This window comes from Amycolatopsis sp. NPDC051372, from assembly GCF_040682095.1.
Taxonomy (GTDB): Bacteria; Actinomycetota; Actinomycetes; order Mycobacteriales; family Pseudonocardiaceae; genus Amycolatopsis.
In genome coordinates this window covers 710,259-723,018 of record NZ_JBFBAF010000001.1, presented here as the reverse complement: position 1 = coordinate 723,018, position 12,760 = coordinate 710,259, and the positions used below count along the sequence as shown (strand labels likewise).

Sequence of the window (12,760 nt, the reverse complement as noted above, 5' to 3'; positions counted from 1 at the left end):
GCTGGCGCCGTCCGACGGGAACAAGTGTAGCGGAGGTCGTTGGCGTCACCTTGCGGGGGCCGCGTCGTTAGGGTCCTATGACCTCGGTCTCACTGCCCGATCGGCCTACCTGGAGGACTCGGCACATGCGGCGAAGACTGCCCCGCACGGTGGCCCTGCCCGCGGCAGCGGCGTTGCTGCTGCTCCTCGCCGCGCCGGCGAGCGCCCAGGAGATCCCGACGACGCCGATCCCGCAGCCGGCGAACCCGTCGCAGCCCCCGGCGTCCGCGCCGATCGGGCCGCAGCCGCTCGGCCACGCGGTGGGCGACGCGGGCACGGCGCTGGGCGTGCTGCGCCTGCTGCCGAACTCCGTGCCGACGTCGACGATCCTGCCCGGCTTCGGGCAGACACTGCCGAAGCAGTCGACGCTGGAAGCCGGGATGGGCCTGTCGAGCGCGTCGGCGAACTCCGAGGCGTACCTGGCGTACGAGAAGTCGATCGCGCAGGCCTCGCCGTTCGGGGTTTCCGTGGGGGGCCAGGCACCGCAGACGCCGGGCTCCGTGGTGCAGACCGCGCTGCCGGACAACCCGCAGCCGCTGTCCGGCGGGCTCAACGCGCCGTCGAACCCGCTGCTGAACATCGGCGTGCTGAACGGCACCGCGCACGCCCGCTGGAGTGACTCGCTGGGCCCGTGCGTGGACACGATCGCCGACGCGAGCACGTCGGTTTCGAGCCTTTCGCTGCTGAACGTGATCCCGTCGCTGCCGCAGATTCCGTTGCTGGGCCAGGGTGGACTGAACCTGCCGCAGGGCACGCAGCTCGCGCAGGGCTTCGACCCGGCCAAGGGCCTGCAGAGCCTCGGCGGCCTGCTGTCCGGTGGCGGCCAGACCGCGGCCAACGGCACCGGCTCGCTGCTGAGCCTGCCGAACACGCTGTCGTCGCGTTCGCAGGTGAAGCTCGTGGACATCCCGGGGTCGAAGAACAAGGCGGTGCAGTCGATCTCGACGCTGCAGGCCGCCGACATCGACATCCTCAAGGGCACGCCGCTGGAGCTGTCGATCAAGGTCGCCAGCCAGCCGACGCTCACGGTCACCTCGACCGGCGACGAGAAGACCTCGAAGGTCGACTACACCGCGCCCGTGCTGACCATCGAGGCCGGCGGCAAGACGCTGTACACGCTCGACGCGGCGCACCCGACCAAGGACATCCCGATCGGCCTCCCGCTTGCGGGCCTGAGCGACAAGTTCGGGCAGCTCAACTCGATCCCCGTGGTCGGCGGCCTCGTGTCCACGCTGACGAAGGGCATCCAGCAGGTCGGCGACACCGCGGGCACCGTCCTCGACCTCGGCGTCCTCCGGTTGTCGATCGCCGGTCTGGACCAGAAGGGCTCCGTCGCGACGACGCCGTACAAGGGCTACCAGCTCGGCGCCTCGGCGCGGCTGTTCGACCTCCAGGTGCTCCCGACGAAAAACCTGAAGACACTGCTCCCCGCCGGCGCCGGCGACAACCTCCCGTCGTCCCTGGCGCAGCTGTCCTTGGGCGAACAGGTCGCCCGCGCCTACGCCCCCACCGGCGGCGTCGTCTGCGGCACGGCCACCACACCCCCGCCCGCGGCCGGCGGCCCGGCACCCAAAGGGCCGGTGAAGAACCTCGCGTACACGGGCACGGCGTACGACACCGTGCCGCTCTTCTGGGCAGGTACGGCGATGCTGCTGCTCGGCGTCGTGATGGTCGCGGCGTTCCCCAACCGCCGCCGGATCGCCGCGCCGGTGAAGCTCCACTCCGACGACACTCCGCGCAAACCGTCACCACATCCGCGCGACTGATCCCCGGGGGTTCGTGAGAACGGCCCGGTCACCTTCCTGGTGGTCGGGCCGTTGTCGTTTGCTGCGGTCGTTGTCGTTTGCCGCACAGACAGCCCTGGCGCAGCGTCGTCACCATCACCGCGGCGAGGAATGGCCACTGCGGCCAAGTCTCAGCGCGGCCGCTGCAGGCGGCGGCCTCGCGCCGTCGTCGTTTGCTGCGGTCGTTGTCAATTGCTGGGCAGTCAGCTCAGCCCTGGCGCAGCGTCGTCACCATGGCTTCCACGGCGATGCGCGGTTTGACGTTCAGCTCGATCGCCTCGCGGCATTCGAGGACGGCTTCCAGGCGGCGCAGCGTGGATTCCGGCGTCCAGGCCGCGGCGGCGGCGCGGATGTCGTCGGCGTGGTCGGGGTGGTTGAGGGTCGCGCCGGAGTGGGTGGTGGTGACGAGGACGTCGCGGTAGAAGCCGGCGAGGTCGACGAGCGCGAGGTCGAGCGTGTCGCGCTGGGTGCGGGTCGCGCGGGACTTCTGGCGTTTTTCGAGCTGCTTCACGGCGGCCTCGGCGGCGCGCTTGGCTCCGGCGACGCCCTTGCCGATGCCGTCGCCGCCCATGGCGGTGCGCAGCTCCGAGCGTTCGTTCTCGTCGCGGGCCTTGCTCTCCTCGCCGGCGTCGGCCTCCGCGGCGCTGATCAGCTGGTCGGCGCTGGTGAAGACGTCGGCGGGGCGGCGCAGGCCCGTCGGGATCCGCAGCACGGTGGCCCGGCGCTGGCGCGCGGAGTCGTCCGTGGCGAGCCGGCGCGCGCGGCCGACGTGGCCGCCGCAGACCGACGCGGCCCACTGCGCGAGCTCAGGGTCGACGCCGTCGCGGGCGACCAGCACCTGCGCGATGGCCTCGGGCGGCGGCGTCCGCAGCGTCACCAGACGGCAGCGCGAGCGGATGGTCACCGACACGTCGTCCGGGTGGTCCGACGGCGCGCACAGCAGGAACACCGTGCGCTCCGGCGGCTCCTCGACGGCCTTGAGCAGCGCGTTCGACGCGCCCTCCGTGAGCCGGTCGGCGTCCTCGATGATCACGACCTGCCACTCGCCCGTGGTCGGGCGCCGTGCGGCGGCCTGCACCAGCGCGCGCATCTCCGCGACCGAGATCGACAGGCCTTCGGGCACCACGAGCCGGACGTCGGCGTGAGTGCCCGCCATCGTCGTGCGGCAGCCGGGGCACGCGCCGCAGCCCGTGCCGGTGCTGCACTGCAGCGCGGCCGCGAACGTGCGCGCCGCGACCGAACGGCCGGACCCCGGCGGGCCCGTGATCAGCCAGGCGTGCGTCATCGCGCCCGGCGGGACAGGCTCCCCCGCCACGATCTTCGCGGCCGCCGACGAAGCCGACGACAACGTTTCGACCGCCGGCTCCTGGCCCACGAGCTCGGCCCAGACGCCGATCGGCCCGGTCACTTGGCGTCCACTTCGGACACTTCCTGCACGGGCGCGAGCTCGGCTTCCGCGACGGCGACTTCGACGACGTCGGCCGTCGCCACGGCGTGCGTGCTGTGGTCCAGCTCCGGACGCTCGGCCGGCTCAGAAGGCGCCAGCCCGGACAGGCGGCCGACGAACACCGCGAGCACAGCCGTGCGGACGCGTGCGGCGACCTCGTCGTCGGTGCCTTCGGCGTCGACGACCACGTAGCGGTCGGGGTCGGCCGCGGCCATCTCGGCGAGCAGGTGCTGCATGCGCCACTGGTCGTTGACCGACGCCGGCGGGTTCTCGTCGTGCTGGTCCGGTTCGGCGTCGAGCAGCACCGTGAGGTCGGGGCGCAGCTTGCCCGTGGCCCAGTCGGCCAGACCTTCGAGCTCGTCGGCGTCGAGGCCCGCAACCGCGCATAGATGCGCCAGCGGCGAGTCGACGAAGCGCTCCATCACCACCACGGAGCCGGCGTCGAGCGCCGGCTGGATCTCGCGTTCCACCAGCTCGGCGCGCACGGCCGCGGCGACGAGCGCCTGGGCCCGCGCGCCCGTGAGCGACGCGTCGGAGATCAGCGAACGGAATCGCCGCTCGTCGAGCGCGGGGTCGGCCGCCAGCACCACGGGCCGGGTGCCGGTGCCGAGCCAGCGCGAGAGCCGCGCGGCCTGGCTGGCGGTGTTGATGGCCGTGGTGCCTTCGAGTGCGATGAGGAAACCGTTGACGCGCCGGGGCGCGCGGCGCAGGGCATTGCGCAGGTCGGTGAGGATCTTCTCGCTGCGGCGATCGTCCATCTGCCGGTAGGCGATCACGCCGAGCAGCACTGCGAGCAGGCCACCGCCGATCATCACCGGGCGCGTGCCGTCGATGGTGACGGGGCTGCCCCACACGTTGATCTGGTGCGGGCGGACGAGACCGATCAACGCGGGCGTGACGATGGTCGAGCCGAACAGCACGATCTTGAGCATCGACTGGTAGATCGCGTTCACGCGGCCGCGGATCGCATCTTCCACGCGCGAGCCGATGATCGTGACGCCGGTGAGGAACGCGATGCCGGCGCAGAAGCCGGTGAGCGCCACGGCGATCACCGAGATCGCGAGGTGTGGCGACAGCGCGATGATCACCAGCGAGAGGCCGGCCACCACGATCGAGATGCCGAACAGCCGGTCGTGCGGCAGCCGCCGGGCGAGCTTGGGCGCGAGGGCCATGCCGGTGGCGAGGCCGAGGAACACGGCGAGGACCAGCAGGTTGAACGCGGCGTCACCGGCAAGCAGCGACGACGAGTACGGCTTGGCCGAGGCGACCACGGCCCCGCCCGCGGCGAACGCTCCGAACGCGCCGATCAGCAGCCCTCGCACCAAGGGCGTGCTCTTGATGAAGCGCAGGCCGTCGCGCACCATTTCGCCGAGGCCGAACTTCTCCTCGTCGGCGTTCTTGACCTTCTGGTCGGGCAGCTTGTGTACGTCGCGCAGCGACAGCTCGGGAATCCGCGTGGCGATGAGGATGCCGCTGGTCAAGTACAGCAGGCCGTTGATGACCACCACGATCTTCGCGATGTATAGGTCGGCCGTGGCGCCTTGGAAGAGGTGGAACGTGGTGTTCGCGCCGAGGATGAGCGCGTTGGCGCCGGCGGCGGTGATCACGGCGAGGCCGTAGGTCATCACGAGGCCGAGCTGGTTGGCCGTCTCGACCTGGTCCGGGCGGCGCAGCAGGTTGGGTACCGCCGCGTCCTTCGACGGGATCCACATGATCGAGCAGCAGCCGACGAGGAAGTTCGCGACGAACAGCCACCAGGGCGCGCCGACGATCGCGATCGACAGCAGGAAACCGCAGCGCAGGAAGTCGCAGACGATCATCACTTTGCGGCGGTCGAAGCGGTCGGCCAGCAGGCCACCGATGGGCGCGAACAGCAGGCCGGGCAGCAGGTTCGTGAGCACCACGCCGACGAACGCGAAGTTCTGCGCGGTGTAGTTGGTGAGCAGCTTCGTGCTCAGGGCTGTGAGAGCGAGCAGGTTCAGCCAGTCGGCGACACTGCACAGGTACGTGACGCCCCACAGCCGACGGAACGGTCTGATGGCCAGCACCCGCCGGACGCGGTGGATCGTGGATGTCTCGGCACTCGCCGAACCACCCGATCCGGCGCCGGGTACCGACCGCACGCCTTCGCTGATACGCCCACCCCACTCGTCACGGCGGCGTCGGGTAAACCCTGTTTAGGATCCCCCGACCGTGTCGCCAGGGTAGCCCGATCGCCGATCCGGACACGGCACCGGCCCGGGTGTGGCGGTGGTGGAGCGACGTCAGCTGAACAGGCCCGTCACACTGCTGACCAGGCTCGACACCATGTACAGCGCGATCACGACGAACACGATGAGCAGCACGACCGCGAGGATCACACCCGCCGCGCTCGTCGACGGCCGGCCCAGGTTCGGCATGCCGATGTTCGGCAGACTGCGCTTTTTCGCCTGCCGTTCGGCCAGTTCGGCCTCGATGTCATCGTCGGCGACCTCAGCTTTCGCCTTCGGTCGCGGCCTCGGCACCCGCTTGAGCAGCTGCGGCGCGCGCGTGGGCCACGTCCGCTGCCGCGGCAGCAACCCGAGCGGCACACCGTCGGGCTTCTCTTCGGCCGGCTGGATCGGCTGCGGCGTGCGCGCGGCCTCCTCCCGCAGCGCGGCCTCGACCATCCGCTTCACGGCCTCGGGGTCGTGCTGCACGGGCCGCGCGGTCGGCAACGGCCGCGCCTCGTCCGCCGCGGGCGCCGCCTCGGCCGCCGTGACCAGCCCGGCGAGCGGATCGGCGAACCGCTCCCCGCCGACGCTGCCGTCCAACGTCCCATCGCGCTCCGGCTGCGGTGCACTGCGGGCGTTGGTGCCTTGGGGGGCATTGAAGAAAAGAGCCCCACCGCTCGTGCTCATGGTGACCACCTCACTACGGAATGTCCTCGCCTTCCAGTGTCGGCGACACTACCGGCTCCCGCATCCGCCCAATGGCCGCAGAAACGCTCGCGCCCACGCCGCCGACCTGACGGGTCCCGCAGCAGTTTGCAGGCCACGGCCACCCCGGTCGACCGCCGAAAGCGACGTCCGGGGGTGATACCGGTCACGAGATCGGGCACTCTTCGTAATCGATCGTGGCCGGCGCCCTGGGGCTCGGCGGGCCATTTCAGGCGCGACGGCGGTCTGCGGCGCGAGTTCGGCCGACGATGGGGCCGTGCTCACCGGTCCAGCGAAGCATCTCGGCGCAACGGCAATCGGCGCCTCCGGCTCAGCCGACCATGGGACCAGGCCCACCCGCCCGCCGAAGCATCTCGACACAACGGCAATCGACGCCTCCGGCTCAGCCGACGACGGGACCAGGCCCACCCGCCCGCCGAAGCACTTCGGCGCAACGGCAATCGGCGCCTCCGGCTCAGCCGGCGACAGCGCCGGGCTCACCCGCTCGGCGAACTCGCCTCCGCGAGGCTCTGCGGCGCCGGTTCAGCTGGATGCCTTGCCCGTCCGCGCGCTGGCGCGGTCAACTCCGCCGGGCCAACTCCGCCGGGCCAGCACCGCCGGGCCAGCACCGGCGAGCCGACCGCGAAGCACAAGCCAAGCGCTGCGGCGGAGCGCGCTTGGCTCCAGCGGCTCAGCCGCGACGCGCCTTTCGAAGCCGGCGTCCTTCACCTCCGTTCGCGGTGGCCGGATGCCCAGGTCGGGCGTCGTGTCGGTCAGGCATGGTTGCGGACCGCTTCGACGATCCACGCCTCTGCCGTGCTGCGGGTGGCGGGTTGCCAGGTCATGAGCCAGCCGCCGTCGGGGCGGGGGGCGGCGCAGAACTGGTAGCGGCCCTGGTCGTTGTCGACGAGGCCGAAGGCGCCGTGCGGGTACTCGGCGAGGACGGCGTCGCGGACGGCCAGGTCGACGAGGACCGTGCCGAGGCGCGGGCGGGCGACCGCGGCGCGGATGACGTCGAGCGAGCCCCACGCGGCGCGCGGGACGAGGCCGCTGCGGTCGGTTTCGATGCGGACGGCCGGCCCCGGTCCGGGCGGACGGTCCGGCAGCCCGTCGAACACCCAGCCCGGCAGGGCGCTGAGCAGGCCGGAACGCAGCCGCGCCCGACGGCCCAGCTTGCTCATCACCGTGGTGTAGTCCTCGTCGCCGAAGAAGCGGACCTCCCACGGCTCCGGGCGTGCCGGGAAGACGCCGGTGACCACGCCGCGGATGAAGCCGCCCCGCAGAACGCGGTAGAGCCCGACGGCCTCCGGCGTCACCTCACCCTCGGGCACCAGGCCCAGCTCCGACATGCCCGCCACAAAACGCGTGTACTGCTCGATCTCCTCGATCAACGCCGGCACCAGCGCGGGCCCGAACGACTGCCGCACCTGGTCGGCCAGGCTCAGCTCCTCCGACTCCGAAGACCCCGAAGACCCCGACGAGCCCGAAGACCCCTCAGCGCCGCCGGCCCCGGAAGCTCCCGAGTCACCCCACGACCCCGACTCGCCCGAACGACCCGAGCCGTCGCGAGAACCCCCGCTGTGCCCAGGTCCCGAGGTGCCCCGCGAGTCCCAGGCGCCAGACTGCCCCGAACCCTCCGAACCCCGACCATCCGAACTACCGGACGAACCCGAGCCGTCCCGAGATTCCGAGCCGCCAAAGAAGCCCGAGCCGCCAGAGGACCCCGCGCCTCCAGCGGCACTCGAGCCTCCTCGATCGCCCGATCCACCGGAGCCCGAACCCCTCGAGGCCTCCTCACCTCCCCCAGAACCCGAACTGCGCGAAGGACCCGAGCCACCGAAGGGACCACCGGACCCCGAAGAACCCGAGCCCCAAGACCCCGAGCCCCGAGAACCCGAACCATCACGAGACCCCGAGCCACGAGGGCCACGGCCCCCAGGAGGCCCGGAACCACCTGAACCAGAACCACCCACCCCCTCCAGCACCGGCGGCACCGTGAACTGCGGGTCGTAGAACTCCATCACCGATGGCCGCTCCGGTACCTCGGCCCGGAGCGGCGCGATGACTTCGTCGATGACGTCGAAGACTGCGGTCGCTGAACTCACCCTTGCATTGAACACCCTGGTACCGACAATTTTTCGAACTTTTGTTCGACTCGCCGCCACGTTGCGCCGAACGGTCGGTCAGCGGGCCGGAACCGGGACCGTCCGCATGGTCGGAGCCAGGAAGTACACCGACACCACCAGCGCCCCGACCACGCCCAAAGTCCAGTGCAGCCCGATGCCGCCGGCCAGGGCGCCGACGAGGACCGGGCCGACGAGGAAGCCGAAGTAGCCGCACGCCGCCACGGCCGCGATCGCGCGGCCCGGAGCGTCAGGCTGCTTGCGGCCGGCCGCGCTCCACGCCAGCGGCACCATGCCCGACACCCCGAGCCCCACCACGGCGAAGCCGGCCACCGCGAGCCCCGGCACCGGCACCGCCACCACCAGCAAGAACCCGACCACGGTCACCAAGGTCGCCACCCGCATGAACGGCACCACGCCGACCCGCGCCACCAGCCGATCGGCCACCACACGAACCGCGATCATCGTGATCGAGAACGCGAAGTACCCCAGCGACGCCAACGCAGCCGACGCGACCGTGACCTCCCGCAGGTAAACCGCGCTCCAGTCGTTCACCGTCCCCTCGGCCACGAACCCGCAGAACGCGATCACCCCGAGCGGGATCAGCGCCTTGCCCGGCAGCGCGAACGCCGCTTCGCCCTGGCCGCGGTCGGCGCCCGGCAGGAAGCGCGTCGACGCCGCCAGCGCGACCACCAGCAGCACCACGCCCGTCACGGTGAAGTGCACCCCGATCGGCACGCGCTCCAACAGCGCCCCGGCCCCGGAACCCAGCAGCCCGCCGATGTTCCAGAACGCGTGGAAGCCGGCGAAGATCGGCCGCCCGTACGCCTCCTCGACGCGCGCGGCGTGGGCGTTCATCGACACGTCGAGCAGGCTGTTGCCCATCCCGAGCACCACGAGCGCCCCCACGAAAGCGACCAGGTTCGACGCGAGCGCGGCCAATGGCAGGCCCGCGCACAGCACCGTGGCGCCGACCACGACCCCCCGGCGGCTGCCGATCTTCGTGAGCAACGGCCCGGCCGCCACCAGCGCCACCACGGACCCCGCCGCGAGGCCGAACAGGCCGATCGCCAGCTGCCCCGCGCTCAGTCCCGCGTGGGCCTGGGCCGCCGGGATCCGCGCGGCCCACGTGGCGAACGCCGCCCCGCACACCGCGAACACCACCGAAACGGCCGCCCTCGCACGCCGCGTCTCCTGCATCGAAAACGTCCCCCAGACGCGAAGAAGGGGCCACCCGAACGTCTCGGGTGGCCCCGACGGAAACTCCGCCTGCTACTTGGCCTTCGCGGTGCTCGCCTTCTTCGCGGGCGCCTTCTTGGCCGTCGTCGACTTCGCCGCAGCGGCCGACTTCGTGGCCGAAGCCGACTTGGCCGCGGTGGACTTCGCCGGCGCCTTGCGCGTCGTCGTGGTGCGGCGCTTCGGGGCCGGGCCCTTCGCCCGCTTCTCCGCCAGCAGCTCCGCGCCGCGCTCGGCCGTCAGCTCCTCGATGCTGTCGGACTTCCGCAGCGTCGCGTTGTATTCGCCGTCGGTGACATACGGGCCGAAGCGCCCGTCCTTGACCACCATCGGCTTGCCCGACACGGGGTCGTCACCGAGCTCCTTGAGCGGCGGCTTCGCCGTGGCCGACCGGCCGCGCTGCTTCGGCTCCGAGTAGATCTTCAGCGCTTCTTCCAGCGTGATCGAGAACAGCTGGTCCTCGGTCTGGATCGAGCGCGAGTCCGTGCCCTTCTTCAGGTAGGGCCCGTAGCGCCCGTTCTGCGCGGTGATCTCGTCACCCGACTCCGGGTCCTTGCCCACCACGCGCGGCAGCGACAGCAGCTTCAGCGCGTCCTCGAGCGTCATCGTCTCGATGGTCATCGACTTGAACAACGAGCCCGTACGCGGCTTCGGCGCCTTCGCCTTCGCGGCCTTCTTCTGCGCGGCCGTCGCGCCCTCGGGCAGCGGCTCGCCCTCGGGCAGCACCTCGGTGACGTACGGGCCGAAGCGGCCTTCCTTCGCCACGATCTCGTGCCCGCTCACCGGGTCGACGCCCAGCTGACGGCCTTCCTGCGGCGTCGCGAAGAGCTTCTCCGCGATCTCCGACGTCAGCTCGTCCGGCGGCAAGTCCTCGGGCAGGTTCGCGCGCTGCGACTGGCCGTCGACCTCACGCTCGAGGTACGGCCCGTAGCGGCCCACGCGCACGACGACCTTGTGCCCGTCGGCGTCGTTGAACAGCGGGATCGAGTTGATCTCGCGCGCGTCGATGCCCTCGACACTGCCGTCGACCAGCTTCTTCAGGCCACCGAGCCGTCCGACCGAGCCTTCCACGCCGAAGTCGCCACCGAAGTAGAACTTCTGGAGCCACTCCACGCGCTGCTCATCGCCGTTGGCGATGCGGTCGAGCTCGTCTTCGAGACCGGCGGTGAAGTTGTAGTCCACCAGGCGCTCGAAGTGCCGCTCCATCAGGCCGATCACGGCGAACGCGACCCACGAGGGCACCAGGGCGGAGCCCTTCTTCCACACGTAGCCGCGGTCCTGGATGGTCTTGATGATCGACGCGTACGTCGACGGGCGGCCGATGCCCAGCTCTTCCAGCTTGCTCACGAGGCTCGGCTCGGAGTAGCGCGCGGGCGGTGAGGTGGTGTGGCCGTCGGCCGACAGGTCGGACGCGGTCAGCCCCTGGTCCTTCACCAGCACCGGCAGGCGGCTCTGCTTGTCGTCCGCCTCGCCGCCGGCCTCGGTGTCGACGGCCTCGACGTAGGCCTTCAGGAAGCCGGCGAAGGTGATCGTGCGGCCCGAAGCGGCGAAGGTGCACTCCTCGCCCGAGGTCGCGGTGCCGACGATGCGCACCGACATCGTGGTGCCCTTCGCGTCGGCCATCTGCGACGCGATCGTGCGCTGCCAGATCATCTCGTACATGCGGAACTCGTCGGAGTCCAGCTCGCCCGCGACCTGGCCCGGCGTGCGGAACACCTCACCCGACGGGCGGATCGCCTCGTGGGCTTCCTGCGCGTTCTTCACCTTGCGCGTGTACTGCCGCGGCGAAGGCGACACGTATTCCTTGCCGTACAACTGCGTCGCCTGGCTGCGGGCGGCCGAGATCGCCGACTCCGACAGCGTGGTCGAGTCGGTACGCATGTAGGTGATGTAGCCGTTTTCGTACAGCTTCTGCGCGATCCGCATCGTGCGCTCGGACGTGAAGCGCAGCTTGCGGCCCGCTTCCTGCTGCAGCGTCGAGGTCATGAAGGGCGCGTACGGCTTCCGCGTGTACGGCTTCTCCTCGACGCTGGACACGGTGAAGTCGCGATCGGCCAGCGCCTGCGTCAGGGCCTGCGCCTCGGCCTCGCCGAGCACGCGGATCTCCTTGGCCGTGCCCTTGAGCCGGCCGTCGGAGTCGAAGTCGCGGCCCGTGGCCAGGCGGGCGCCGTCGACGCCGACCAGGCGCGCCGGGAACGTCTGCGGCGAAACTGTGTCGTCAGAAGAAGCGCCCGCGGCTGTGTTCACCTGCATCGTCGCGGAGATGTCCCAGTACGAAGCCGAGGTGAAACGCATGCGCTCCCGCTCACGCTCGACCACGATCCGCGTCGCCACGGACTGCACGCGGCCCGCCGAGAGCTTCGGCATGACCTTCTTCCACAGCACCGGCGAAACCTCGTAGCCGTAGAGGCGGTCGAGGATGCGGCGGGTCTCCTGCGCGTCGACGAGGTCGACGTCGAGCTCGCGGGTCGCGTCGGCGGCCGCGCGGATCGCCTGCTCGGTGACCTCGTGGAACACCATGCGGCGCACGGGCACCTTGGGCTTGAGCGTCTCGAGCAGGTGCCACGCGATGGCCTCGCCCTCGCGGTCGGGGTCCGTGGCGAGGTAAAGCTCGTCGACGTCCTTCAGCAGGCCCTTGAGCTCGGTGACCTTCGACTTCTTGTCCGGCGTGACGATGTAGAGCGGCTTGAAGTCGTTGTCGATGTCCACGCCGAGGCGCGCCCACGACTCGCCCTTGTACTGGGCCGGCACGTCGGCCGCGCCGCGCGGAAGGTCGCGGATGTGCCCGACGGAGGACTCGACGACGTAGTTGCCGCCGAGGTACGGGGCGATCTTGCGGGCCTTCGTAGGCGACTCGACGATCACCAGCCGCCGAGTCCCGGCGCCGTTCGTCCCGGTGCCGTCCTTCTTGGTCCGTGCTCCTGCCACGCTGCCCTGCTCTCCACTCATCCCCGCGCCATCGCCCTCGATGGCGGCGGCACTCCTTTACCCCTCGACGAGGGGTGCTGCGCCCGCGTCTTCGACCTGCCAGTGTGCACGCCCGCACCGGCCGCGCAGCGGCTAGGTGGCCTGACACGCCGCCGGGCCCCTGCCCGTCGGATCGCCTTTGACCTCGGCGATGTTTCCTCTCCACACCTAGCACGTGATTCCGGACACGTGCCGTGCAGGGTATCTCGTGATCACGCCGATACCCTCCGTTCGACGGTGGTGGTCCCGACGTCGGCACCGCTTCAC

7 protein-coding genes and 1 pseudogene are annotated in these 12,760 nt (G+C 71.0%); 1 reads left to right on the top strand and 7 read right to left on the bottom strand.

The window, feature by feature from the left end:
* The first annotated feature begins 125 nt into the window (after positions 1 to 125).
* Positions 126 to 1,805 carry a hypothetical protein gene (locus tag AB0M56_RS03330; RefSeq protein WP_364170541.1) on the top strand — a complete coding sequence of 560 codons (1,680 nt, stop codon included), beginning with the start codon at positions 126 to 128 and terminating at the stop codon, positions 1,803 to 1,805.
* A 226-nt stretch (positions 1,806 to 2,031) separates the two neighbouring features.
* On the opposite strand, the gene AB0M56_RS03325 is transcribed toward AB0M56_RS03330, so the two are convergent.
* From AB0M56_RS03325 to topA, 7 genes and pseudogenes are all read right to left on the bottom strand, one after another.
* Entirely contained in the window at positions 2,032 to 3,231 is a 1,200-nt protein-coding gene (locus AB0M56_RS03325; RefSeq protein WP_364170539.1) for a DNA polymerase III subunit delta', read from the bottom strand.
* Positions 3,228 to 5,393, bottom strand: a complete 2,166-nt coding sequence (locus AB0M56_RS03320) for a dTMP kinase (protein WP_364170536.1) — start codon at positions 5,391 to 5,393, stop codon at positions 3,228 to 3,230. Before AB0M56_RS03320 ends, AB0M56_RS03325 begins: the two co-directional genes overlap by 4 nt.
* 141 nt (positions 5,394 to 5,534) lie before the next feature.
* Positions 5,535 to 6,149: a hypothetical protein gene (locus AB0M56_RS03315; RefSeq protein ID WP_364170533.1), complete on the bottom strand. Its 615-nt coding sequence runs from the start codon at positions 6,147 to 6,149 to the stop codon at positions 5,535 to 5,537.
* Between the two features lie 791 nt (positions 6,150 to 6,940).
* Positions 6,941 to 7,594 (bottom strand): ESX secretion-associated protein EspG, encoded by a 654-nt coding sequence (locus tag AB0M56_RS03310; protein WP_364170745.1) that lies wholly within the window; start codon positions 7,592 to 7,594, stop codon positions 6,941 to 6,943.
* 552 nt (positions 7,595 to 8,146) lie between these two features.
* Positions 8,147 to 8,272 (bottom strand): annotated as a pseudogene (locus AB0M56_RS03305) (ESX secretion-associated protein EspG); the annotation flags it as partial.
* 78 nt (positions 8,273 to 8,350) lie between these two features.
* Positions 8,351 to 9,490, bottom strand: a complete 1,140-nt coding sequence (locus AB0M56_RS03300) for an MFS transporter (protein ID WP_364170530.1) — start codon at positions 9,488 to 9,490, stop codon at positions 8,351 to 8,353.
* 72 nt (positions 9,491 to 9,562) lie between these two features.
* A complete protein-coding gene (gene topA, locus AB0M56_RS03295; protein WP_364170528.1) occupies positions 9,563 to 12,475 on the bottom strand; it encodes a type I DNA topoisomerase in 2,913 nt (970 codons plus the stop codon).
* Positions 12,476 to 12,760 lie beyond the last annotated feature (285 nt).

Excerpts from the sequence above, each read along its gene's own strand:
- AB0M56_RS03330 (WP_364170541.1), top strand. The coding sequence starts at position 126 with ATGCGGCGAAGACTGCCCCGCACGGTGGCCCTGCCCGCGGCAGCGGCG.
- AB0M56_RS03315 (WP_364170533.1), bottom strand. The coding sequence starts at position 6,149 with ATGAGCACGAGCGGTGGGGCTCTTTTCTTCAATGCCCCCCAAGGCACC.
- AB0M56_RS03300 (WP_364170530.1), bottom strand. The coding sequence starts at position 9,490 with ATGCAGGAGACGCGGCGTGCGAGGGCGGCCGTTTCGGTGGTGTTCGCG.
- topA (WP_364170528.1), bottom strand. The coding sequence starts at position 12,475 with ATGAGTGGAGAGCAGGGCAGCGTGGCAGGAGCACGGACCAAGAAGGAC.